This window comes from Micromonospora sp. BL4, assembly GCF_003667505.1.
GTDB lineage: Bacteria > Actinomycetota > Actinomycetes > Mycobacteriales > Micromonosporaceae > Micromonospora.
Genome location: NZ_RCVJ01000054.1, coordinates 103955 through 127753 on the forward strand (window position 1 = coordinate 103955; position 23799 = coordinate 127753).

General features: G+C 71.4%; 23 protein-coding genes. 16 read left to right on the forward strand and 7 right to left on the reverse strand.

Annotated features, from left to right (window positions below):
• The first annotated feature begins 19 nt into the window (after nucleotides 1-19).
• The gene (locus EAD89_RS03425) at nucleotides 20-208 is read left to right on the forward strand and encodes a hypothetical protein (RefSeq protein WP_121674668.1); all 189 of its coding nucleotides are present in this window, start codon (nucleotides 20-22) and stop codon (nucleotides 206-208) included.
• A gap of 17 nt (nucleotides 209-225) precedes the next feature.
• Here EAD89_RS03425 and EAD89_RS03430 read toward each other — a convergent pair whose 3' ends face one another.
• The 6 genes from EAD89_RS03430 to EAD89_RS03455 all read right to left on the reverse strand — a co-directional run bounded on the left by EAD89_RS03430 (nucleotide 226) and on the right by EAD89_RS03455 (nucleotide 5516).
• Nucleotides 226-954 (reverse strand): anti-sigma factor, encoded by a 729-nt coding sequence (locus EAD89_RS03430; protein ID WP_121674669.1) that lies wholly within the window; start codon nucleotides 952-954, stop codon nucleotides 226-228.
• A complete protein-coding gene (locus tag EAD89_RS03435) occupies nucleotides 951-1577 on the reverse strand; it encodes a sigma-70 family RNA polymerase sigma factor (RefSeq protein WP_233578145.1) in 627 nt (208 codons plus the stop codon). Before EAD89_RS03435 ends, EAD89_RS03430 begins: the two co-directional genes overlap by 4 nt.
• Before the next feature lie 53 nt (nucleotides 1578-1630).
• On the reverse strand, nucleotides 1631-2317 hold the full coding sequence (locus tag EAD89_RS03440; protein WP_121674671.1) for a class F sortase: 687 nt from the start codon (nucleotides 2315-2317) through the stop codon (nucleotides 1631-1633).
• 13 nt (nucleotides 2318-2330) lie between these two features.
• Nucleotides 2331-3119 carry a hypothetical protein gene (locus tag EAD89_RS03445; protein WP_199733400.1) on the reverse strand — a complete coding sequence of 263 codons (789 nt, stop codon included), beginning with the start codon at nucleotides 3117-3119 and terminating at the stop codon, nucleotides 2331-2333.
• 178 nt (nucleotides 3120-3297) lie between these two features.
• Nucleotides 3298-4803 carry a molybdopterin-dependent oxidoreductase gene (locus tag EAD89_RS03450; RefSeq protein WP_233578160.1) on the reverse strand — a complete coding sequence of 502 codons (1506 nt, stop codon included), beginning with the start codon at nucleotides 4801-4803 and terminating at the stop codon, nucleotides 3298-3300.
• Between the two features lie 77 nt (nucleotides 4804-4880).
• Nucleotides 4881-5516: a fasciclin domain-containing protein gene (locus tag EAD89_RS03455; protein WP_121674673.1), complete on the reverse strand. Its 636-nt coding sequence runs from the start codon at nucleotides 5514-5516 to the stop codon at nucleotides 4881-4883.
• A 302-nt stretch (nucleotides 5517-5818) separates the two neighbouring features.
• Here EAD89_RS03455 and EAD89_RS03460 point away from each other — a divergent pair, with 302 nt between their 5' ends.
• The 6 genes from EAD89_RS03460 to EAD89_RS03485 all read left to right on the forward strand — a co-directional run bounded on the left by EAD89_RS03460 (nucleotide 5819) and on the right by EAD89_RS03485 (nucleotide 13212).
• Nucleotides 5819-6904 carry an iron ABC transporter permease gene (locus EAD89_RS03460; RefSeq protein ID WP_121674674.1) on the forward strand — a complete coding sequence of 362 codons (1086 nt, stop codon included), beginning with the start codon at nucleotides 5819-5821 and terminating at the stop codon, nucleotides 6902-6904.
• A gap of 27 nt (nucleotides 6905-6931) precedes the next feature.
• Nucleotides 6932-7918, forward strand: a complete 987-nt coding sequence (locus EAD89_RS03465; RefSeq protein ID WP_121656251.1) for an ABC transporter substrate-binding protein — start codon at nucleotides 6932-6934, stop codon at nucleotides 7916-7918.
• Complete coding sequence (locus tag EAD89_RS03470; protein ID WP_121674675.1) at nucleotides 7915-8685, forward strand: ABC transporter ATP-binding protein; 771 nt, start codon at nucleotides 7915-7917, stop codon at nucleotides 8683-8685. The genes EAD89_RS03465 and EAD89_RS03470 overlap by 4 nt, the downstream gene beginning before the upstream one ends.
• 186 nt (nucleotides 8686-8871) lie before the next feature.
• A complete protein-coding gene (locus tag EAD89_RS03475; RefSeq protein WP_121674676.1) occupies nucleotides 8872-10884 on the forward strand; it encodes a copper resistance protein CopC in 2013 nt (670 codons plus the stop codon).
• A 100-nt stretch (nucleotides 10885-10984) separates the two neighbouring features.
• Nucleotides 10985-12157 carry an MFS transporter gene (locus tag EAD89_RS03480; RefSeq protein ID WP_121674677.1) on the forward strand — a complete coding sequence of 391 codons (1173 nt, stop codon included), beginning with the start codon at nucleotides 10985-10987 and terminating at the stop codon, nucleotides 12155-12157.
• A complete protein-coding gene (locus EAD89_RS03485; protein ID WP_121674678.1) occupies nucleotides 12154-13212 on the forward strand; it encodes a hypothetical protein in 1059 nt (352 codons plus the stop codon). Before EAD89_RS03480 ends, EAD89_RS03485 begins: the two co-directional genes overlap by 4 nt.
• Nucleotides 13213-13215: 3 nt before the next feature.
• On the opposite strand, the gene EAD89_RS03490 is transcribed toward EAD89_RS03485, so the two are convergent.
• A complete protein-coding gene (locus EAD89_RS03490; RefSeq protein ID WP_121674679.1) occupies nucleotides 13216-14367 on the reverse strand; it encodes an acyl-CoA dehydrogenase family protein in 1152 nt (383 codons plus the stop codon).
• A gap of 89 nt (nucleotides 14368-14456) precedes the next feature.
• Between EAD89_RS03490 and EAD89_RS03495 the strand changes: the two genes are divergently transcribed.
• The 9 genes from EAD89_RS03495 to EAD89_RS03535 all read left to right on the forward strand — a co-directional run bounded on the left by EAD89_RS03495 (nucleotide 14457) and on the right by EAD89_RS03535 (nucleotide 23749).
• Nucleotides 14457-16220 carry a CoA transferase gene (locus EAD89_RS03495; RefSeq protein ID WP_255421250.1) on the forward strand — a complete coding sequence of 588 codons (1764 nt, stop codon included), beginning with the start codon at nucleotides 14457-14459 and terminating at the stop codon, nucleotides 16218-16220.
• Nucleotides 16217-17839 carry a class I adenylate-forming enzyme family protein gene (locus EAD89_RS03500; protein ID WP_121674681.1) on the forward strand — a complete coding sequence of 541 codons (1623 nt, stop codon included), beginning with the start codon at nucleotides 16217-16219 and terminating at the stop codon, nucleotides 17837-17839. The genes EAD89_RS03495 and EAD89_RS03500 overlap by 4 nt, the downstream gene beginning before the upstream one ends.
• Complete coding sequence (locus tag EAD89_RS03505) at nucleotides 17836-18465, forward strand: metal ABC transporter ATP-binding protein (RefSeq protein ID WP_121674682.1); 630 nt, start codon at nucleotides 17836-17838, stop codon at nucleotides 18463-18465. Before EAD89_RS03500 ends, EAD89_RS03505 begins: the two co-directional genes overlap by 4 nt.
• A gap of 4 nt (nucleotides 18466-18469) precedes the next feature.
• Nucleotides 18470-19354, forward strand: a complete 885-nt coding sequence (locus EAD89_RS03510) for a metal ABC transporter permease (RefSeq protein WP_121674683.1) — start codon at nucleotides 18470-18472, stop codon at nucleotides 19352-19354.
• 49 nt (nucleotides 19355-19403) lie between these two features.
• Nucleotides 19404-20066 (forward strand): metal ABC transporter substrate-binding protein, encoded by a 663-nt coding sequence (locus tag EAD89_RS03515; protein ID WP_233578147.1) that lies wholly within the window; start codon nucleotides 19404-19406, stop codon nucleotides 20064-20066.
• 74 nt (nucleotides 20067-20140) lie between these two features.
• Nucleotides 20141-21697 (forward strand): FAD-dependent monooxygenase, encoded by a 1557-nt coding sequence (locus EAD89_RS03520; protein WP_121674685.1) that lies wholly within the window; start codon nucleotides 20141-20143, stop codon nucleotides 21695-21697.
• Between the two features lie 49 nt (nucleotides 21698-21746).
• A complete protein-coding gene (locus EAD89_RS03525) occupies nucleotides 21747-22466 on the forward strand; it encodes a YcnI family protein (protein WP_121674686.1) in 720 nt (239 codons plus the stop codon).
• Nucleotides 22467-22620: 154 nt separating this feature from the next.
• Complete coding sequence (locus EAD89_RS03530) at nucleotides 22621-22833, forward strand: hypothetical protein (RefSeq protein ID WP_091285924.1); 213 nt, start codon at nucleotides 22621-22623, stop codon at nucleotides 22831-22833.
• A 97-nt stretch (nucleotides 22834-22930) separates the two neighbouring features.
• Nucleotides 22931-23749 carry a hypothetical protein gene (locus EAD89_RS03535; RefSeq protein ID WP_121674687.1) on the forward strand — a complete coding sequence of 273 codons (819 nt, stop codon included), beginning with the start codon at nucleotides 22931-22933 and terminating at the stop codon, nucleotides 23747-23749.
• Nucleotides 23750-23799 lie beyond the last annotated feature (50 nt).

A 23799-nucleotide genomic window follows, 5' to 3' on the forward strand; every position in this document is an offset into this window, starting at 1 on the left:
TCCGCGACAGAACTTCAGCGTGCTGATGGTGCCGCTGCCGCCATCGAACGCGCGGCTGACGCAGGAGGCCGTCGCCGGGACGCAGCGCGGCGCCGCCTACACCAACAACGATCTCAACCCCGGCCTCCTCACCGGTGAAGCTCAGACGACCGGCATCTTCAACGGCGGCGTGGTCGCAGGAAACGGGTCGGGCCGGCCGACAGCGTGACCGCGGCCGGCCCGGGCTCAGCTCAGCTCGACCGTACCCACGATCCGGGTCGGGGCGGCGGAGCCACCCACGGGCTCATTGGACACCCCGAACGTCCCAGCCTCGGCGATCGGGCCAATGACCGCGGTCGACGCCCGGACCCCCTCGGCGAGTCGTCCCACCTTGCGGGGCTCGCTGCCACGGATGAGCCAGAGTTCGTAGATCCGCCCCGGGCCGGGCTCGGGCAGGTCGCGCAGCAGCACCACTCCTCGGTCGCGGTCGCGCGAGACCACCACGGTCGCGGCGCCGCCGGGCTGCAGCGACCGTTCGAACACCCGGGCGTCCGGGGCGTCCAGGACGGCGGCGATCTGCCGGGCCTGGGCGCTGCTGGCCTGCTCGTCGCTGATCCGATCGTTGCTCACGGTCCAGGTGACCGCGCTCGCCCCACCGGCCACGAGGACGGCTGCGGCGGCGGCCACGGTGAGCCGTCGCCACCTGCCTGCCTGCCGTCTCGCGCTGTCGTCTGCGGCACCGGAGCGCAGCTGCGGGGTGCGCGCCGCCTGGGTGAGGGTGCGCTCCCGTAACCCCGGGGGTGTGGCCTCGACGACGGTGTCGTCGGCGAGCCGTGCAACCGTCTCGCGCAGCTCGGCCACCTCCCGGCGGCACGGCTCGCAGTCGGTCAGGTGCCGCTCGAACGCAGCCCTCTCGAGGTCGTCGACCGCGTTCAGGGCGTACGCGCCGGCGAGGGTGTGGATGTCGGCGCTCATGCCCGTCCCTCCATCTCGATGCCCAGGCAGTCGCGCATCCGGATCAGCCCGTCGCGCATCCGCGTCTTCACCGTCGGCAGCGGTGTCTTCAGTTTTTCGGCGACCTCACGGTAGGTGTGGCCGCCGTAGTAGGCCAGGGCCACCGCCTCCCGCTGCACCGGCGTCAACCGGCCCAGGCACCGGCGGACCTGTTCCCGCTCCAACCGGGCGGTGACATCCTCGACCACCTCGTCGTAGGGGGCGTGCGACTCGGTCGCGGCGACCCGCGAGGCACGGTCGGTGTGGGCCTGCTCGGAGCGCACCCGATCCACCGCCCGGCGGTGTGCCATGGTGAGGATCCACGCCGAGGCCGAGCCACGACCGGCGTCGAAGCGGCCAGCGGTGCGCCACACCTCGACCATCACCTCCTGCGTCACCTCCTCCGCCTGCGCCGGGTCGCGCACCACCCGGCGGGCCAACCCGAGGACCCTGCCCGCCACGGCGTCGTACAGCGCCGCGAACGCGGCCTCGTCACCCCGTGCCACCCGAGACAGCAACTCGTCGGCGCTCGGTGGGTTCGCGGTGTCCGGCGGCACCGATCGCAACCGCCGCGCCTGTTCCGGGTCACCGCTCATCGTCGGCATGTCCTCTCCTGTGCTGGCGGCGGTGCGTTGTGCCGCCGCCGGTTACTCCGGTGCTAGGCGGCATGAGCGTGGGCGAGGCGCGCGTAGACGATGACATTGTCGCGGTAGTGCTGAGTGGTGTCGTCGAACTGGCCGCCGCAGGTGATCAGGCGGAGCGCCGCGTGGTCGGTGGCCCCGTACACCTCATCGGTGGGGAAGTGGTCCTTGGGATACTGCTCGACCTTGCTGACGGTGAACATCGCGGTACTGCCGTCCTGACGGTTGACCGTTATGCCGGCGCCGACGGACAGCTTGCCCAGATCGAAGAACGTCCCGCGACGGCCCTTCCAGTTGACGTGCCCGGCCAGCACGGCCGGACCGAGCGCCCCGGGCGTCGGTGCTTTGGTGAACCAGCCCACGTCGGCGGCGCTGTCCGGCACCTGCATCGCACCGTCCGCCTGTAGGCCGAGGGCGACAATCGCGGCGGTGGCCCGCAACGACGGGATCGACACCCGCACCGGCGGCGAGCTGGCCATCAGTGGTCCCGAGGTCAGTTCGCCCGGCCTGGTCGCCGGAGCAGGCGACGCCTTCGCGGCTGGTGCCGCAGCGGAGGCGTCGGGCCGAGGTGGATCACCACCCCGGTCGGCCACCGCGAGACCGATCGACACGGCCGCCGTCACGGTGAGGACGCCGGCCACCGTCAGGAGGGTGCGGTGCCCCTGGCGGCGGTCGGTCGGCACTGGTGCGTCGCCGTTGTCCATCGGATGATCCGAATCAGCGCTCGACGGCGAGCCGGCGGCGCGCGACGACCGCACCGGCGGCGCCGAGCAGCGCGATGCCACCCACGGTGTACATCATCATCGGCGACCCACCGGAGGTGCTGCCGTCGCCGGTGGCGACTCCCCCGGCGGGTACGGAGCCGGCGGCCGCGCCGCTGACCATGCCGCACGTCGCGGGGTCGGTGGCCTCGGCGGGGATGCCGTTGACGCCGACGGACTTGGCGAACGTCGACTCCCCGAGCGCCTCCATGTCGTACGTGCCGTTCTTGTTGGCGTCGATGCCGTGCTGCACGAGGTGCAGGTCCTTCAGGTGCTCGACGGTGCCCTTCGGTAGGTCCGCAGCGGGGATGGTGCGCTCGTAGCTGAGGTTGCCCTTGGCGTCGGCCTTCGGCATCCGGTCCACCGCCAGGCCGCTGGCCTTTGTCGTGTCTCCGGTGGTGGTCAGCGAGATGAAGATGTCCCCGTACATCTTGAGGCCCTCTTCGGTGCTGACGTAGCCGTTGCCGTTGGCGTCCGCGGACTTGTCCGGGCAGTGGAAGTCCATGCCGTTCGCGGCGCCGTGCACGTGCTGGGCGTGCGGCGAGTTCGGCGTCATGCCCTTCGACCGGACCATGACCTTCAGGTCACCGCCGCTCGTCGCGGTCAACGTCGCGGTACCGGTGGCACCGGTCTCGTTGAGGTCCTGCAACTGGACCTGCACGCTCTCGTCGGCGTACGCGACTGCCGGGAGCGCGAGGATCAGCGCTGCCGCGGGCACGGTGAGCAGGGCTCGGGACAGTCTCACAACAAATCTCCGTCTCCGCCGGATCGGCGTTGGCATTCGGTTGCTGTCGGGAGGGATTCGTCGCGGGGCGACCACCGGATGGGTGCTGGACCGAGTTCTTTTCCGGTCCGGGCGGCGAGCCATTCATCTGGTGCGGTCGTGAGCAGCCAGCTGACCGGCCTGCGCCGAGGGCGCCGGATCAGGTGATGGTGACGGTGGTGCTGTGCCAGCCGGTCGCGCCGTCAGGAAAGGGTGTGGCCCGTTGCCCGGTCTGGGTGGCGCCGGTGCCGTCGGTTGCCCGGACGCGCAGGGTGTGACTGCCGACAGGCGCGTCCCAACGGTAGGTCCACTGCCGCCACAGGTCCGGTGACGGGCCGTCGGCGAGGCGGGCCTGCCGCCACGGCCCGTCGTCGATCTGCACCTCGACGGCGGTGATCCCGCGACGTTGCGCCCAGGCGACACCGGCGAGCATGACGGGGCCGGCCCGCCGTTGGGCGAAGGGTTTCGGGGTGTCGATGCGGGATGCGGTCTTGACGGGTGCGTCGGCGGCCCACCCTCGCTGTACCCAGTAGGGGTCGAACGCGTCGAACGTGGTCACCTTCATGGAGGTGAGCCATTTGCAGGCGCCGACGTATCCGTAGAGGCCGGGTACGAGCATGCGGACGGGAAAGCCGTGTTCCAGGGGCAGGGGTTCACCGTTCATGGCCACGGCCAGGAGCGCGTCGCGGCCGTCCAGGATCGCCTCGAGTGGCGTGCCGATGGTCATGCCCTCCACTGAGCGACTGACGAGCTGGTTCTGCCCGGGGTGGATACCCGCCTCGCGGAGCAGCGGCGCCAGGGGAACCCCGCTCCAGCGAGCGGTGCCGACGTAGGGGCCGCCGACCTCGTTGGACACGCAATTGAGGGTGATGTCGCGCTCCACGAGTCCACGGGCGAGGAGGTCGTCGAATGTCCAGGTGCGGGGCCGGTCGACCGCCCCGTCCAGGGTCAGCCGCCAGGTCTCCAGGTCGACCTGCGGGACGGTGAGGGCGGTGTCGACACGGTAGAAGTCCCGGTTGGGGGTGCGGAACGCCGAGACCCCGTCCACCCTGGCGGACACACCGGCGGGTAGCGGCGGTGCGGGACGCACCGGCGGCGGTAGGCGAACGGCTGCGCGGGCACGGGCACCCACCGCGCTGCGGCGACCGACAGCCTGGCCGATGGTTGCCGTGGCGCCGGCGGTGAGCGCTGCCCCTGCCGTCGTGGCGAGGAACTGGCGGCGGTTGAGCAGCCGCGGCCGGCTCGACGCGCTGGCCGTGACCGTGCGGGCGGCGCGCACCAACACCAGCATCGCGGCCATCCCGATGCCGGCACCCGCCAGTACCGGCAGGATGTCCACCGGCGTCGTGATCGGGCGGGACAGGACGGCGACAACACCGAGACCGGCGAACGCGGCGAGACCGGCCGCGCCGTAGCGACGCCGCCGCACCGCCCCTGCGCCGAGCAGCACCGCAGCCAGGGTCAGGAGGGTGTAGACGCCGCCAAGAAGGGCGATCTTGTCGTTGGCGCCGAAGGTGCGGATGGCGTACGCCTTGAGCGGTTGCGGTGCCAGGTCGATAGCGACACTGCCGACTGCCAGCACCGGGTCGGCGGCGGGATTGACCAACGCCGCGACGAGATGCGCCACGCCGAGGGCGACCCCGGCGGTCAGCACGCCGACGACCAGGCCACGGGTGGCGGTGATGCTCCGGGACCACCCCGGCCGGCGGGTCGCCGGCCGGGGCTCGATGTCGGTGGACACCATCAGCTCTTGGGCATCAGAACGGTGTCGACGATGTACACGGTGGCGTTGGCGGTCGAGACGTTCCCACAGACCACCATCGAAGTGCCATCGACGGTGAACGACGTGCCGCTGCCGGTCACCGTGACGTCGTCGCCCTGCAGCGTCTTGTGGGTGCCGGCCAGGGTGTCCGGGGACAGCTGGGTCGTCACCACGTGGTAGGTCAGGACCTTCTTCAGCATCGCGTCGTCGGCCAGGACCTTGTCCAGGTCGGCCTTCGGAATCTTGGCGAACGCCTCGTTGGTGGGCGCGAACACCGTCACGCCCTGCGCGCCGTTGAGGGAGTCCACCAGGTTGGCCTTCTTCACGGCCGTCACCAGCGTTGAGAGCAGCGGGTTACCGGACGCGGCGGTGGCCACCGGCACCTTCGCCATCGCCTCGAAACTGCCCGGGTTCGCCGGGTCCGTCGGCACCGACGCACAGCCCGAGCCGAACTGCCCCGCCATCATCGACGGCGACGCCGAGGCCATCGGCGCGCTCGCCGACATGCTCGGCGGGGCACTCGCACCGCCGGCCGTGTTCTCGCTGTCGGTGCCCCCGCAGGCGGACAGGGCCAGCACGGTGATTACGCCGACCGTGGCAAACAGGCGCCGCTTCATACGAACTCCTCAGATGTCTGTACTCGAGTGCTGCTGACATGAGGCATTCGAGCCCGACCCGCAGACGGATGGGTACAAGATCGGAAAAACTCAGCGCCCCCGCCGCCGCGTCACCAGATGGGCTGCGGGCCGTCATCGACGTGCCGGGTCGGCGCGTACGCCCGCAGCCTCGACGCTCGGCGGCGTGCAGGCCGGAACTCCGCTGTGACCAGCGGCTCACCGACTTCCACCCGATTGATCTTGCTGTTAGCTTATTGCCAAGCTTTGGCAGAAGCCATATACCGGCAATAGGGAGTACGGCGATGGCCACCAGCCTGTCGGAGGGATCGGAGGGCCTACTCGGTGTCGCGGCGCAACGACGTCGGACGGCGATCTGGCTGCTCGCGCTGACGGCCGGGCTGATCCTGACCGGCGTGGTCGCGGTCGGGTCCGGTGCGATCGGGATCCCCCCGCTGACCGTGGCCCGGATCATCGGGCACCAACTGCTTGGCGTACCCGGCGACGTGACCTGGACGCCGCCGCAGGAGGCGATCGTCTGGCAGGTCCGGCTGCCACGCGTGCTGCTGGGCATGCTCGTCGGCGCCGGGCTCGCGGTCTGCGGGGTGGCGCTGCAGGCGATGGTACGAAACGTGCTGGCCGACCCGTACCTGCTCGGCATCAACTCCGGCGCCTCCAGCGGCGCCGCAGCGGCCATCCTGTTCGGTGCCGGCGCGGGGTTCGGCCAGTACGCCCTGTCCACCAGCGCCTTCGCCGGCGCGCTCGCGGCGTCACTGCTGGTCTTCCTGATCGCCCGCAGCGGCGGCCGGTTGACCTCACTCCGGTTGCTGCTGTCCGGGGTCGCGGTCGGATACGCGCTGTACGCCACCACCAGCTTTCTGATCTTCGCGTCCGGATCGGCCGAGGGGGCCCGCTCGGTGATGTTCTGGCTCCTCGGGTCGCTGGGACTGGCCCGATGGAACGCCCTGCTGCTGATAGCCGCGATCGTGCTGGGCGGCACAGTCCTCTACCTGACCATCGTCGGGCGACGGCTCGACGCGCTGGCCATCGGCGACGAGACCGCGCAGACCCTGGGTGTGTCACCCGCCCGATTCCGGATGGGCCTGCTCGTCGTGGTCTCGCTCAGCGTCGGCGTGCTGGTGTCCGCCGCCGGCAGCATCGGCTTCGTCGGGCTTGTCGTCCCGCACCTGGCCCGCCGCCTCGTCGGGGCGCCACACGTACGTGTCGTGCCGGTGGCCGCCATCCTCGGGGCCGTCCTCCTGGTCTGGGCCGACGTGCTCGCTCGGGTCCTGCTGGCCCCCCAGGAGATCCCGATCGGGATCATCACCTCGCTGCTCGGCGCTCCCTTCCTGCTGATCCTGATCCGCCGTCTGCACGCCTCCGGCGCCTGAACCCGGCCCGTCTCAAGGAGAAACCGAATGAAGACACGGCGTCTCGCCGTCACCGCCGCCACCGCCGCTCTCGTGCTGCTCGCCGCCGGATGCGGCGGCGCCGGTGACGAGCCCACAACGGCAGGCCAGGGCAGCCCGGTCACTCTCACCAACTGCGGCGCGAAGGTCACCTTCACCAGCGCGCCGAAGCGGGTCGTCCTACTCAAGAGCGCCGCCGTCCCGTACCTGCACTCCCTCGGTGTCATGGACCGGGTCACCGCCCGGGCCGGGCAGTACCCGAAGGAGTACTACGACGCCGCGACCCTGGCCGAACTGGACAAGGTCCCGCTGCTGACCGAGAAGACCGACACCAGCGGACACCTGCAGATCTCCAAAGAGGTGGTGATCAGCCAGCAACCGGACCTGGTCCTCGGCGAGGCCAACAACCTGTCCCGTGACACCCTCTCCGCCGTGGGTATCCCCCTGCTCGAGGAACCCGCGATGTGCCCCGACAGCACCACCGTGCCGACCTTCGACGACATCTACTCCCAGATGCAGACCTACGGCAAGGTGTTCGGCCGCGAGGCCGAGGCGGCGACGGCGGTCACCGCGCTGAAGGAGCGGATGACCAAGGTCAAGGCCGAGGTGGGCTCCGCGTCCGGACGTACCGCGGCGGTGCTCTACCCCACCGTCGGCGGCGGTACCACCTACGCCTACGGCACCACCAGCATGGCCCAGCCGCAGCTGGAGGCGGCCGGTTTCCGCAACGTCTTCGGCGACGTCAAGGAGCGCGTCTTCGAGGTCACCGTCGAAGAACTGCTCGGCCGCAACCCTGACGTGCTGATCCTGCTCTACAACGACGGCGACCCCAAGGCCGTCGAGCAGGCCCTGACCGGTCTCCCCGGCGCCGAGAAGCTCAACGCGGTCCGTACCGGGAACGTCATGACCCAGCTGTTCAACTTCACCGAGCCGCCGACCCCGCTGTCGATCGACGGCCTCGAGCGGATCGTGCAGCGTTTCAAGGCGCCCGCGTGATCGAGGCGACCGGGGTCTCCTGGCGGTACGGCACGAACCCCGTCATCGACGGGGTGAGCGTGACCGCCAGGCCCGGCCGGGTACTCGGCCTGATCGGCCCGAACGGCAGCGGCAAGACCACCCTGCTGCGGCTTCTCTACGGCGCCCTGCGCAGCGGCGCCGGGCAGGTACTGGTCGACGGCGACAACCTGGGCACCCTTGCCCCACGGGAAGCCGCCCGGCGGCTCGCGGTCGTCGTCCAGGAGACCGGCGGTGAGACGGCGCTGACCGTCGCGGAGTTGGTGCTCCTGGGCCGCGGGCCACACCTGTCAACGTTCCAACGCACCGGTAAGGCCGACCACGAGATCGCCGCCCGCTGCCTGACCCGGGTCGGCGCCGCGCACCTCGCGACCCGGGCCTTCGCCCGCCTCTCCGGAGGTGAACGTCAACGTGTGCTCATCGCCCGTGCCCTCGCCCAGCAGGCCACCCACCTGCTCCTCGACGAGCCCACCAACCACCTCGACATCCGCTATCAGCACGAGATCCTTCAGCTGGTCCGGAACCTGGGCACCTGCTCCATCGTGGTCCTGCACGATCTCAACCTCGCCGCCCGATACTGCGACGACCTGGTGCTGCTGGGGCAAGAGGGGGTTGTCACCGCAGGCACCGTCGACGAGGTGTTGGAACCCGCCGTCCTCGAACCGGTGTACGGCATCAACATTCAGCGCCTGGACCTCGACGGTGCCATCCATCTTCTGTTCCAACCGATCGAGCCAGGTGTCGCATGACGGCGCGGGCCCCCTGAACTCGCACTGAGCATCGCCGGGCTGGGACCAGACGACTACAACCGGCCACGAGATACCGCCGCGGAACTCGTTGCGGCGCAGCACCGTCGGCGCACCTCCAACTTTTGCTATCTGAGGAAAAAGATCGCGCCCTATTGCAAAAAGCCTCGGCACGGCGAGGATATTCAGATGCGTCATCTCCCTCAGGCTCCTGGCCGGGTGGTTTCGGGCCTGCTCGCGCTCGCCCTCGCCTCGGTGGTCGCACTGCTCGCGTCCGGTCAGCCGGCCGCAGCCCACGGGACTCTCGCCATGTCGACCCCTGCGGCCGCCGCGACGGTGCGCGAGCCGTTGACGTCGGTGCGGCTGTACTTCACCGAGAAGGTCGCCGCCAACGCGTACTTCACGATCACCGCCCCGGGTGGCAGCCGGATCGACAACGGCTGGACGTACGGGGAGCCGAAGCCGCTGGACAAGCCGGTGCGGGAGTATTTCCTGGTCAACGGGCAGTTCGAGCCACGCGAGTACACGACAGGGTTCCCGGCGGTGGTGGCCCTCGCGCATCTGCCCGCGACGGGTCAGTACTCGGTGAGCTACCTGTCGGTCGCCTCGGACGGCGACACGGTCCGAGGCACGATGACCTTCCGCTACAGCGGGCGCACGACTGCTGCGCCGCAGGGGTGGAGTTCGCCGACGAACCAGCCGGACCCGGCGCTGTTGGCCGCCACCGAGCAGCACAAGACGTCCGGGCAAGCGTCGGCGGTACCGACCACACCGGCCGGGTCGGCGACCGAACCGGCGGCGGCTCCCCCGGTCGAGTCGACTGACGAAGACGGCCCCGGAGCGATCACCTGGGCCGGCTGGGCGGTGGCCGCCGTGGCAGTGGTGGCCGCCTTCGTCGTTTGGCGTCGCCGCCCGGCTTCCAGGGGAAGGCCCACCGGCCGGAGCCGCACATCGCCGGCGACCTCCGGCCGACGCAGTTCCGGTGGCCGTTCCGGAAACAAGACCGTCGGCGGCAGGACCGGTGCGGCCACCGGCGCTGGTGCGCCCGCCGCCGGCAGCAGGCGGCGACCCGGCACCGTGCCGGCGGCGCGCAAGGGCAACACGACTGTCGTGGCCCGGACGGGCGTCGCGGTCGATCTGGTTCCGACCGATCGGGAGGCAAGGGCCCTCGCCAGGACGGACGCCGAGTCGCCGCCTGGGCTCGTCGACCCGGCATCGGCGTCCGACGTGGACGTCGCCGCCATGGCACCGGGATCCCGGCTGAGCAACAGCCACCTGGCGCTGCTCGTCGGTGGGCTGGTGCTGGCCCTGCTGGCTGGATTCGGGTTGGGCCGCATCGGCACCGCCGACCAGAGCCCGGCCGCCAACAACGCGCGGCAGCCAGGTGGCGGTTCGCCGGCCTCAGGGCAGGCGGTGTCCGCGGGCGACGGGCATCAGCATGCGCCGGGCATCGGCCCACACACCCATCCGGGTGACGGCGCGACGGGCGAGACGCTGGCGACCGGGACGACGATCGGCGCCGGTGGCTACACCCTGCAACCGCTGGAGCGGTCTCAACCGGCTGGCGTACGCGCCGACTACCGTTTCCGGATCGTCGGCACCGACCGGCAGGCCGCGACACAGTTCGCGGTCGTGCACGACAAGCCGTTGCACATGATCGTGGTAGGACGCGACCTGACCGGCTACCAGCATCTGCATCCGACGATGGCACCCGACGGCACCTGGAGCGTCCCGCTGACGCTGGCCCGACCGGGCGGCTACCGCGTCTACGCCGACTTCTCCGTCACCACGACCAACGGTACGCAGATACCCCTCGTGCTGGGCGTCGACCACACCGTGCCCGGCGCGCACACCCCCACCGCCCTCCCGCCGGCGCAGGCACAGGCGACGGCCGGGCCGTACGCGGTGTCGATGAACGGCACCCCGGCCGTGGGAGTGACGGCGCCGATGCAGTTCCAGGTCAAGAGCGCCGACACGACCACGCCCGCCCAGCTCGAGCGGTACCTGGGCACGTACGGGCACCTGGTCGTCGTCCGCGAGGGCGACCTCGGCTACGTGCACGTCCATCCCGAACAGGAGCTTGTCGACGGTGCGGTCCAGTTCTGGCTGACGGCACCGAGTTCAGGCCGGTACCGGGCGTTCTTCGACTTCCAGGTGAGCGGAAAGGTGCACACCGCCGAGTACACGATCAACCTGCCCTGAGCGGACGCTGCGAATCCGGCCGTGAAGCTACGGGAACTGGTTCCCGCCGTGGGCCGACTGATACTCGACAGGTATGGCGCTACCGTGACGGGGTGCATTGATGACGGCTGTTCGCTGGTGGGGCCCGACGGGGGTGTCGACGGCGGCGATGGCCACGTCGATGACGGTGCTGTACGCCACGTCGGCGCTGGCCCCGTTCCTGGTGGCCGACCTGGGCCTGTCCCGGGCGGCGGTGGGTGGGCTGGTGACGGTGTCCTTCGCGGTGGCGGCCGCGGTGTCGCTCCTGGCCGGTCACCTGATCGACCTGTGGGGAGCCAGACGAGGGCTGGTGGCGTTGTGTGGGGCGGTGGTGGCGGCTCTGCTCGGCGCATCCGTGGCACCCAGCTATGGATGGCTGCTGGTGGCGGTGGCGGTGGCGGGCGTGGGTCAGGCCCTGGCCAATCCGGCCACGAACGTGCTGGTGGCTCAGGCGGTCCCGGCGGAGCGACGCGGTATGGCGATCGGGGTGAAGCAGGCGGGAGTGCAGGCGGCGGCGTTCGCCTGCGGTCTCGTCCTGCCGGCGGTGGCAGCGCTGGCCGGGTGGCGGGTGGCGCTGCGGGTGTCGACGGTGGTGCCGCTGGCGGTGGTGGTCGCCGTGTGGTGGTGGGCTCCGGCGTCCGGGCAGCGGGCAGCGGTCGGGCGGTGGTGGCGACTGTCGGCGCCGTCGGGTTGGTTGGCCTGGCTGGTGGCGTTCTCGCTGCTGCTGGGCACCGGGCTGGCGGCGGTGAACACCTACCTCCCGCTGTACGCGACACAGCGGCTGGGCTTGGACACCGGTGCGGCCGGGTTGCTCCTCGCCACGTTCGGGGTGACGGGTCTGCTCGCGCGGCTGTGGTGGGGACGGTGGGCGGACCGTACCTCGGATGTGGTGGTGGCGTTGGCGTGGTTGGCGGCGGCGGCGGTCGCCGGGGTGGTCCTGGTGTTCGCCGCCGATCACCGTTGGTCGGGCCTGGTGTGGGCCGGTGCGGTGGTGGTCGGCGGATCAGCGACCGCGGCGAACGCAGTGTCGATGCTCATTGTGCTGCGCCGGGGTAAGGCGCTGGGCCGGGCATCGGGGCTGGTGTCGTTGGGCTTCTTCAGCGGCTTCGTGGTCGGGCCGGCGGCGGTCGGCTGGTGCGCCGACGTGGGCGGGTGGGGCATGGCGTGGCTGGTGGTCGCCGCGGTGTTCGCCGGCACGGCGATGCTGGCGGTGCGGGTCCGCTCGGCCAGTGCTCGTGAGCTGGTCGCTGCGTGAACGACCACGGCTACGACAACGCGTTGGACGCGCTGCTGCGGCGGCTCCCGATCGTCGCCGGTCAGGTGGGCGACCGGTTCCCGCTGTACGCGGATCCGGTCTCCGGTGAGTGGGTGTCGACGCGCCGGGGCTCCTGGACGGGCGGCTTCTGGGCTGGGTGGTGGTGGCTGCGGGCTGCGGTCACCGGACTGCCCGCCGACCAGGCCACCGCTCTGGAGTGGACGCTTCGACTGGCTCCTCGCACCGCCGACGACACGGTGACCCGGGGAATGACGTTCTGGTACGGCGCGGCCCAGGGGTACCGCGTCTGTGAAGACACGTCCGCCCGCCGAGTTGCGCTCGACGGTGCAGGCGCCCTGGCGGGCGCATTCGACGGCCGGCTCGGGTTGATCCCGGTGGGCGGCGCACTCGGCGCTGGCCCGGCACCGAAGGCGGGTGTGGATGCCCTGGCGGGGACCGTGTCGCTGCTCGGGATGGCCGCCGACGCGGGGCGGGACGACCTTGACGGGCTCGCGCGTTCCCATGCCGAGCGGCACATGCAGTTGTTGGTTGGCGCCGACGGTCACATCTGGCCGGAGGTGCTCCTGCGACCCGACGGCACACCGGTCGACGAGGCACCTTCCTCGGTTGTCTGGGCGCGCGGGCAGGCGTGGGGTGTGCTGGGGTTGGCCGCTTGCGCGCTGCGGTGGGGCGGTGACTTCACCGAGGCCGGCTGCCGGGCGGCCCGGTGGTGGGTGGAGCAGGTCGGGCAGAGCGTTCCCGTCGCGGTGCTCGGTCGACCCGGAACACCGGTGGACACCTCCGCGGCGGTGATCACCGCAGCCGGTCTGCTCACCCTGTCCGAGGTGACCGCCCACGATGGCTGGGGTGCGGCAGCCCGAAGGATCGTGGACGACGTGATCGGCCACCATCTTCGCGACGACGGAGTGCTGCGGGACGGCTGCTACGACCTCACCGGTGGGGTCGGCACCCGGCACGAACTGGTGTGGGGAAGCTACTTCCTCGCTGCCGTCCTCGCCGTGCTGACGGGACGGGTGCGGGAGCATCCGTGGTAGTGGTCAGCGTGGTGGATTGAGCAGGCGACGGGCCACCGTGGTGATGTGCAATTCGTCGGGGCCGTCGAGGATCCGGGCCGCGCGGGCGGTGCGGGCCAGCATCGGCAGCGGGGTGTCGCCGGTGAGCCCTTCGGCACCATGGACCTGGATGGCCCGGTCGACGACAGCCTGCAGAGCGCGGGCGGTGACGACCTTGGCGGTGCCGACCTCGACGCGGGTGTCACCGCCGTTGGCGAGGGCGTCGACGGCGGCATAGGTGAGCGCGCGGGCGGCAGCGATGTCGGCGTGACTGTCGAAGACAAGGCTCTGCAGGAGTTGCTGTTCGGCAAGAGGACCGCCGTGGGCGTGGCGGGTGATCAGCCGGGTCAGCATGAGTTCGTGGGCACGCTGGGCCTGGCCGAGCCAGCGCAGGCAGCGCAGGGTCCGACCGAGCGCGAGTCGTTCACCAACGATACGGAGCCCTCGGCCGGGTTCACCGAGGAGATGATCAGCGGGGACACGTACGTCGTCGAGAGCGATCTCGTACTGGCCGCCCGCACCGAGGACGGTCAGTTCCCGTACGACGCGGTAGCCCGCCGCGTCGGTGGGGACAACCAGCAGGGAGAACGCGTTGCGGATGTCGGCAGCTGTCTCGGTGCGGCAGACGACGGTAGTGAAGGCGGCGGTGGCGGCACGGGAGGTGAACCACTTGCGGCCGGCGATCCGCCAGGTGTCGCCATCGAGGGTTGCGGTGGTGCTCAACCCGGACGGGTCGGAGCCGGCGACGCCCGGCTCGGTCATGGCGAAGCTCGGCCCACCCGCACCGCTGACCATCGGCGCGAGATGGCGGTCGCGGACCGTCGTAGTGCCGTGGCGGTCGAGCATGATGGCGTCAAGTAGCAGATCCGATCCGAGCGCCGTCGGTCCGAGATCGGAGCGCCCCTCGATTTCGGCCAGCGGTGCGTAGGTCCTCAGGTCGAGCCCGTGTCCACCGAGGTGCGCCGGTAGCGGCAGCGCCCAGAGGCCAGCCTTTCGCGCCTCGTGCTGCAACGTCCGCATGGTCCGCGCGCCCGCCTCCCCTCCCGCGAGCAGGAGCGTCTCCTCGGGAATGATCCGGTCGGCGACGAAGGCGCGGATACGACCCGCCAGGTCGGTACGGGGCAGCGTTTCGGTCATCGGCAAACTCCCGAAGATCGCGGGGAACTACCTCGATGCGTGTCACGACTATTGAGGTATGCGGGCGATCAACGTAGCGCATGGCGGCGATGCCGGTGCGTAGCGATCCGGTGGTGGACGATCAGCTGGATGCGGCGCCTCTCGCCGGGACAACCGTCTGCGGAGACGCCGCGACAGCGGCGGATGTGGTCGTTGTGGAGCACCTGTCTCTGCTGGGTGCGCGCCGCCGTCCCGGTGGCCCGCTACAGGTGGACGGTATCGACGTCCACACCGATTGGACGGATCCGACCGGTCGGTTGTTGGACGAGGTGACGGCCCAGGCCGCCCTGGGGTTGATGGCCACGCATGGTCGGGCGACCGGCGGGCCCGTGCGCCTCGGCGTAGATTATGTGTCCACAGTGGCCGGTGTGGTTGCGGCACAGGGCGCGCTGGCCGCCGCTCTGGCCGGCCTGCGGCGGCAGCGCCCCGGGTCGGTGCGGGTGAGCTTGGCCGGTGCGGCGCTGTTGACGGTGTCGCAGTACCTCGCCGCCGGAAGCACCCGCGACACGGATGCCACCGGGGAGGTGACCGGTCCGGGGGTGCCACCGCCGTTCACCTCCCTCGACGGGGTTGTGTTCGAGGTCGAGACCCTGGACCCGGAGCCGTGGCGCTGTTGGTGGACCGCGCTCGGTGCGACACCCGGCGACGTGGCCCGGGGCTGGCGGGCTTTCGTGCTCCGCTACGCCACCGCCGCCGCCCCGATTCCGCCCGCACTGCATCAGATCACCCGCCGAAGGCCGTTCGCGGAGTTGTGCGCCAGCGCGCATGCGGCGGGGGTGGCCGTGCAGGAGGTTCGCGGGCTCACCGCGCGTCGCGTTGACGCTGGCCCCGACGGCCGATTCGGTGCACCCTGGAGGATCCGTGCCGGTGCTCCCGCAGGCGCGCTGCCGGACCTGCCGGCAGGCCGGCTCCCGCTGCACGGGCTGCGGGTGCTCGAGGCGGGTCGGCGAATCCAGGGGCCGCTCGCCGGTCACGTGCTGCGCCTGCTCGGCGCGGAGGTGACCCGGGTGGAGCCCGCCGGCGGCGACCCGTTACGCGGGATGCCACCGATGGTCGGTGACTGCTCGGCGCGGTTCCTGGCGCTGAACCGGGGCAAACGGATCGTCGAGGTGGATCTGCGCTCGGCCTCCGGCCGCACGACGGTGCGGGACCTGGCCGACGAGTCTGACGTGTTCCTGCACAACTGGGCGCCCGGCAAGGCCGCCGAGTTCGACCTCGACTCCACCGACTTCGTCGCGAGCAACCCCGGCCTGGTGTACGCGCACGCCTCGGGCTGGGGTGACTCGCGTGGGGCGGACGCGCCGCCGGGCACCGACTTCGTCGCCCAGGCGTACTCCGGGCTCGGTGATCAGCTGCGGCCGGCCGGTGAGCCGCCGGCCGGTTCGCTGATGACCCTGCTGGACGTTCTCGGCGGCCTGGTCTGCGCCGAGGGTGTTCTGGCGGCCCTGGTCGCGCGGCAGCGGGACCGACGTGGGCAGCGGGTGGACACCTCGCTGCTGTCGGCCGCCGGGGTCCTGCAAGGGCCCCTACCCGCGGCCCGGCCGGTGTGGGGGCGGTGGGATGTGCCGACGCCGGTCGCCGACGGACACATCATGCTCGCCGCCGGCAGCGATCTGGCCGTCGCACAGACGACGCTCGGTGACGCGGCCACCCTCACCGCAGGCGAGGCGGTGGCCCGCCTCGACGCGGCCGGGGTACGGGCGGTGCGGGTGTGCCCCGAGCCAGGTGAGCTGGCCGGCGACCCGGCTGCCGCCGACCTCATCGAGATCGACGGCTGCGCCTTCGTCCGCCCACCGTGGAGGTTCACGCCATGACCATCCTGCCCGTCCGTGACCTGGTCCCCACCGCGCTACGCGACTGGTGGGCCCGCACCGGCCACTACCCCGGCCGCACCCTCTACGACCTGTTCGCCGAACACGCCGCGGCCCACCCGGACCGAGTCGCGGTCATCGACGACGACGGCGAGATGACGTACGCCCAGGTGCGGGCGGCGGCGTTGCGGCTCGCCGGTGCGCTGCGACGCGACGGGCTGGCGCCCGGTGAGGTGATCGCGGTACAGCTGTCCAACGGGTGGCGGCCGGTCGCGGTGGACCTGGCCGCTGCCGCGATCGGCGCGGTCGTCCTGCCGTACCCGGTTGGGCGGGGCCGCCGCGACACCCTCACCCTGCTGCGCCGCTCCCGGGCGGCGGTCGCGGTCGTCGCGCACAAGGTCGGCGAACACCACTACGCCGACGCCCTGACGGAGATGCGACCGGAACTGCCTGACCTGCGTACCGTGCTGGTGTCCGGGCTCGACGGCCCCGGCAGCCTGGAGGGCTGGCTGGCCGACGGGCCGCCGCTGGTCACGCCGGTCGCCACGGCGGCATCGGCGCCCGCGCGGATCCTGGTCTCCTCCGGATCGGAGGCCGCCCCGAAGATGATCGTCTACTCGCACGACGCCCTGGCGGGTGGGCGGGGCGCCTTCATCGCCGCCCTGCACCACGGTGACGAGCCGATGCGCAACCTGTTCCTGGTGCCCCTTGCCTCGTCCTTCGGCTCCTCGGGCAGCGCGGTGACGATCGCCCGGCACGGCGGCACCCTGCTCGTGCAGTCCCGCTTCGACGCCGGGCGCGCCTTGGAGCTGATCAACACGCACCGGCCGTCGCTGGTCTTCGGGGTGCCGACGATGTTCGCGATGATGCTCGACCACCCCCGCCTGGCCACGACGAACACGTCGTCGCTGCGGGCGGTGGTGGCCGGCGGGTCGCGGGTCGACCCGGCCACCGTGCAGTCCTGCCGGGACCGCTTCGGTACCGCGTTCGTCAACTGTTACGGCTCCGCCGACGGGGTCAACTGCACCACCGACCCACTCGACCCTCCGAGTGAGGTGCATGACGCGGTGGGCCGACCAAACCCGGCGGTGGCGGCGGTGCGGATCGTCGGCGACGACGACGCCGACGTGCCGCCCGGCGAGGTCGGCGAAATCTGGGGCCTCGGGCCGATGAGCCCGCTCTGTTACGTCGATCCCGAGTTCGATGACCGCTACCGGGTCGAGGGCGGGTGGGTCCGTACCGGCGACCTCGGCCGCGTCGACGCCGACGGCTTCCTACACGTGGTCGGCCGACGCAACGAGATCATCATCCGGGGCGGACGGAACCTCTCCCCGGTCGAGGTGGAGTTGCTCATCGCCCAGCATCCGGCCGTGCGGCAGGTAGCCTGCGTCGGCGTCGCGGACCGGCTGATGGGCGAACGGATGGCCGCCTGCATCGCCGTCCGCGAGGGTGCCGACGCACCGACGCTCACCGAACTGGCCGACTACCTCACCGACGTGCACGGGCTGGAACACGCCAAGCTGCCCGAGCGGCTCGTTCTGCTCGACACGCTGCCCCTGTCGGCCGCCGGCAAGGTCGACAAGCGGTGGCTACGTGAACGCCTCACCGGGCAGGCCGAGTGACCGCCGCCATCACCTTCACGACCGTCACCTGCCGCTACGGACGGCGTACCGCGGTCGACGCGGTCGACCTCGACGTGGCCGCCGGCGAACACGTGGCCCTCACCGGAGCGAACGGTTCCGGCAAGACGACCCTGCTGCGGGCCGCGCTCGGCCTGCACCCCACTACCGGCGGAACGGTCACCGTGGGCGGGGAGTCGGCCCGCAGCGGCGTCGAATGGGCGCGACGCCGCCGGGACGTGGCCTGGGTGCCGCAGCGCCTCGCGCCGGGCCGCTTCCCGCTGCTGGTCGACGAACTGCTCGACAGCGGTGGACATCCCGACGCTGCCCGTGAGGCCGCCGGTCAGCTCGACGTCGGAGGGCTCGGCCACCGCCCGCTGCACACCCTCTCCGGCGGGCAGTTGCAGCGGGTGTTCCTGGCCCGCGCGCTCGGCGCGGTCACCGCCGGGGCGCGGGCGCTGTTCGCCGACGAACCCACCGCCGCGCTGGACTTCGACGGCCAGGAACAGGTCGCCACCCTGCTGGCGAAGCTTCCGGTGACGGTGATCGTGGTCTCCCACGACCGGGCGATGACCCGGGCCTGCGATCGGGTGGCCGAAATGGCCGCCGGGAAGCTGCGGGTGATCTGATCCCGTGGACGGCTTCCTCGACCTGCTCTCCCTGCCGGCCGTGCAGCGCTCCGCCATCGGCCTGCTGATCGCCGCCGTCGGCCTCCCGATCGTCGGGGTGTTCATCATCGGCCTGGACATCATCGCCGTGCGGTTCGCGATGATGCACGTGGCGCTGCTCGGCATCGCTGTCGGCCTGCTCGCCGGCCTCGACCCCATGCTCTGCGGGTTGGCCGCGTGCGCCCTCGCCGGCGCCGGTGTCGCTCCTCTCGCCCGGCGTCCGACCGGCCTGCCCGGGGCGATGGGCCTGCTGATGACCTTCGCCATCGCCGCCGCGCTGCTCGTGCTGTCGGTGTCCGGGGTCAATGCCACCGGCGCGTTCGAGCTGCTCTGGGGGTCGATCCTGGCCACCCGCGAGATCGACCTGATCGTCCTGGGCGCGCTGACGGTGGTGGTGCACGTCCTGTTCTGGCGGTGGCGCCGCCAGCTCGCACTGTTGCTGTTCGACCGTGAGGTGGCGCTGTGCTCCGGTGTCGCCGCCGGGCCGCTGCTGCTCGCGCTGCTCGTGGTCGTCGCCGTGGCGATCGGCGCGTCGATCCGGCTGACGGGAGCGTTGCTGGTCGACGCGCTGACCATCCTGCCGGCGCTGGGCGCCCGCAACCTCGGCCGGTCGCTGCGGTCGATGGTGCTCTGGGCGGTGGCACTCGGCGTGGTCGGCAACACCGCCGGGTTCGCCGTGGCCCTGCTGATCGACCAGCCACCTGGTCCCGTCCTCGTCCTGGTGGCGGGGACGTTGACCCTTCTCACCTATCTGATTCCTGAAGGAGCACGTGATGCGATTGATCCGGGCCGCCGCGCTGACCGCGGTGGCGACCCTGTCCCTGCTGGCCAGCGGGTGTGGCAGCGCTGACGATCCGGCACCGGGAACCAGCGCAACGCCAGCAGCGAAGGGGCCGAAGGTGGTCGCCTCAACCAGTTGGGTCGGCGCATTGGCCAAGGCCGCCGGGGCGAACGACATCACCGTTGTCGCGCCGGCCAGCGTGCAACACCCGCCGGACTACGACCCCAAGCCCAGCGACCTCGCCGCCGTCGCCGGCGCCGACTACATCCTGTACGCCGAGTTCGACGGCTTCGCCGCCCGGCTCAAGGACGCCGCAGGCGGCTCCGGCAAGCTCGTGACCGTGCAGTTGGAGAACACCCCCGGCAAGATCACCTCGGAGGTGTCCCGGCTGGCCGGCCTGTTCGGCACCGCCAGCGCGGCGACCGCCTGGAACTCCACCTTCACCACCGAGCACGCGGCGCTGTCCGCACAGGCGAAGGCCGCCCTGCCCAACCCGGCGCCGACCGCGGTGTCGCACCTGTTCATGGCGTACTGGGGTGACTTCGCCGGGATCACCGTGGCCGGCACGTACGGGCCGCAGCCGGTCAGCCCGAGCCAGCTCGCCGAGCTGACCGCGAAGAAACCGACTCTCGTTCTGGCCAACGCGCACCTGCCCGGCGCCAACCCCGACATCCCCGGCGCCACCCGCGTCGACATCATCAATTACCCCGGCCCCGACCTGGACCTGCTCGGGGTGTTCAAGACCAACACCGAACGACTGACCGCGGCGCTCAAACCCTGAGCGACGCCGGTCGGTCCGGCCGGTGGGGGTGCGGCGGTCGCACCCCCACCGGCCCCCAGCCGTAGGAGGCGCCGATGATCCCCGTGCTCGTCGTCGGTGGCGGCCCGGTCGGGCTGAGCCTGGCCGTCCGCCTTGGCCAGCTCGGCGTCCCGGCTGTCCTGGTCGAGCGCCACGCCGACACCGCTACGTTTCCCAAGGGCAGGGCGTTGAGCATCCGCAGCATGGAGATCTACCGCTCGTGGGAGCTTGAGGAGGACATCACCGCTGCCGGCCTGCCGCGCGAGCACCTGGCCTTCTACTCCGGCCGCACCCTCACCGACCCGTCCGGCACACGCATCGTCACCGGCCCGGGCTCTCGGCCGCCGGTACCCAGCCCCACTTACACCCTGCTCTGCTCGCAGGACCGCCTCGAACCGCTGCTCCGCGCGCACGCGGAACGGCTCCAGCCCGGCCGGATCCGGTTCGGCACCGAACTCGTCGACCTCGCCGTGAACCCCGACGGGGTCACCGTGGAGTTGTCGGCCCACGGTCACCATGAGCGACTGCGCGCGCGGTATCTCGTCGCCGCGGACGGCGCCCGCAGCGAGATTCGTGGGGGGCTCGGCATCGCGATGGCCGGCCCGTCCGGTGTGTCCCGCAACCTGAACATCCTCTTCGACGCCGAGCTTGGCCAGCACATCGCTGATCGGCCCTGCGCCGTGTACACCATCGGCCAACCGGGCCTGCACGGCGCGTTCCTCGCCGTCGACAACCAGCGCCGGTGGCTGTTCAACCTCGTCGCCGACGGTGCCGAGGTCGACCTCGACCGTCTCGACGACGCCGCCTGCGTCGCGTTGATCCGTGCCGCCGCCGGCCTGCCTGACCTCGCCGTCCGCCTGGTCGGCCGGCAGGTGTGGCATGCCGCGGCCCAGGTTGCCGACCAGTTCCGGCACGGCCCGGTGTTCCTGGCCGGTGACGCCGCCCATGTCACCACCCCGTACGGGGGATTCGGTATGAACTGCGGCATTGCCGACGCCGACAACCTGGCCTGGAAACTCGCCGCCGTCCACCACGGCTGGGCCACCCCGGCCCTCCTCGACACCTACGGTCCCGAACGCCGACCGGTCGCTCTCGCCAGCGCAGCCGAGAGTCACCTGCGGTTGACCGACACCATCGACGCGCACCACACCGGAGCGCCGCCGCGGGGCCGGCCCAGTGAAGGGCTCGTCCTCGGTTACCACTACAGCTCTGCCGCCGTCATCGCCGACGGCACGGGCCCGCCCGCAGGTGATCCGGTGGCCGACTACGTCCCCACCGGCCGGCCAGGTCACCGTCTCCCCCACGTCTGGCTCGACGGGGAACAGACCCGGTCCACCCTCGATCTGGTGACGGGTGACGGTTTTACCCTGCTCGCCGGGCCTGCGGCGGCCTGGACTTCGACCGCGGTCGAGCAGGCACGGGCCGCCGGGGTTCCGCTGACCGTCCATCACCTCGACAGCGTGCTGCCCCCATCAGCGCGGGCGACCTTCCTCGACCAGTGTGGCCTGCACGACAGCGGCGGCCTCCTGGTGCGACCCGACGGCCACATCGCCTGGCGTACCCCCCGCACGCCGCCCGACGGGCTCCCCGCCATGATGAACCCCGTGCGATAGCCGCCGCAGAAGGCCGGCGAAGGCACGCCCCAGCAGAAGGAGATGATCGATGCGACGGCACCTACCGGGCCGGATCGCCCTGGCGCTGCTCGCCGGAGCGGCGATCGCGATCGTGCCGGTCGGCCCGGCGCAGGCGCACGTCTCGGTCAGCCCCACCCAGGCCGCGCCGGGCGGGTTCACCACCCTGACCTTCCGGGTGCCCAACGAGCGCGCCGAAGCGGCGACGACGAGCGTACGCATCGTGATGCCCGAGACCACGCCGATCACCTCGGCGGCGGTCCACAAACTGGCCGGGTGGCGCGCGACAGTCGAAGACGGCCCTCTAGCCACGCCGGTCAAGGTCGGCTCGGCCACCGTCACAGAAGCGATCACCTCGGTGACCTGGACGGCGGCAACCGCCGACGACGCCATCGACGGCAACCAGTTCCAGGAGTTCAGCGTCTCCGTGGGCCCGCTGCCCACCACCGGCGACCGGATGGTGTTCAAGGCCCTTCAGACCTACGGCGACGGCGTCATCTCCCGGTGGATCGAGGAACCGCCGGCCGGCGGCCCCGAGCCGGAGAACCCCGCCATCGTCCTGCGCCTGACCCAGGCTGCGGCCGGCGGAGTCGACGAACACGGGATGCCGATCACGGCGGACCCGCCGACGGCCGTCGCCGACCGCCCGGCCGGAGTCGCGCTCGCCGTCGCCGTCGCCGGCGTCGTCCTCGGTGCTGCAGCGCTGCTGCTGGGTCTGCTCAATCGGACCCTCGGCAAACCACGTCGGTAGCACGCCCACGTATCCAGAGGTAGTCGGTCAGTACCGCCACCGGGTTCCCGCCTCTTCAGGGATAGTCGCCCGCTGACAAACGCTGAGCGGTCACGGCAGGAACGCATCGACCCGCTCTAGCGTGAACAGCGACATCCAACGAGTGGAGGCTCACATGGCAGCCGACGGCCTGGTACATGTGCTCACCCTCTGCGGCAACTGCAACTGCGGATGCCCGGAGCTGTACATCGACCCCGAGGCGCCCGCCGAACAGCGAGTCGTCATCACCGATGACTTCGGCAACGCGATCCGACTCAGCGGCGGCCAGCTCAGCGACATCGTCGGTCTCGCCCGATCGGGTGCCCTGGACGACGTAGCCTCCGCCTAGATTGGATACCGGCACGCCCAGCACCCGGTGCTGGGCGGTGGCCCACCGCCCCTCGAATGCCATTGATGACTCGTGGTCGACAGGCTGCCGCCGGATTGTGCTCGATCCGATCTCCGGCAACCCCTGGCTCACCGGGTGGTGGCCGCAGCGGGCTTTGCACCAGGTTGACGTTCCGGGCTTCCGGATGGTGTTGCTCGGGGCCTTCCCCCTGCCGCCCCGGCTCCTCACCGAGCAGGTCGACCAGGCCGTACGGCGTCATTCGTTCGGGGCGCTCGCTCGACTGCCCGGCAGCTACCTCACCTTCGTCCGCGCGCCGTACGGCACGTACGTCGCCGGCGACGTCGGGGGTGTCCACCGGCTCTGGCTCGGTGACGGGATCGCCGGCACCCGTCCCGAGAACGCCGCCGGGGTTCTCCTGCCGGAGGCCACCGGGGCACTTCTGTACGACGACGGAGCGGTCCGCTACGAGCGGTACTGGACGCCACCCGCCGCCGAGACACCAGCGACCATCACGGGGCCACTCGTCGCGCACCGGCTGCGGATGGCCGTGCGCTCCCGGCTCGACCTGCTCGGCTCCACCCAGGAGCACTCGGGGCGTATCGCCCGCCGGCTCGCAGACGGAGAATCTGTCGAACTGGGCCCGCCGATGCTCCTCTCTCCCGCCGGGCTGGACACGATCCTCGGACCCGGCCCGCACCTCCGCCGCGCGGTCGGATGGAACGCCGGGGCGCATCGTCTCCGACTCGTACGCGCGCAGCCGTCACCCATACCGGACCCGGACGGGATGTGCGTACACCGCCCTCTTCTCGACGCCCACGTGCTGGAAGCCGCTCTCGCGACCCGCGAGCGGGACGTCCAGCGCGGCAGGTTGCGTCGAGAGACTGTGACGGTTCTCGATCAGCTTTCCCGCGACTGAGCACGATTCGATGAACCTCTTCGACATTTCCCGCGTACCATCGGACGGAG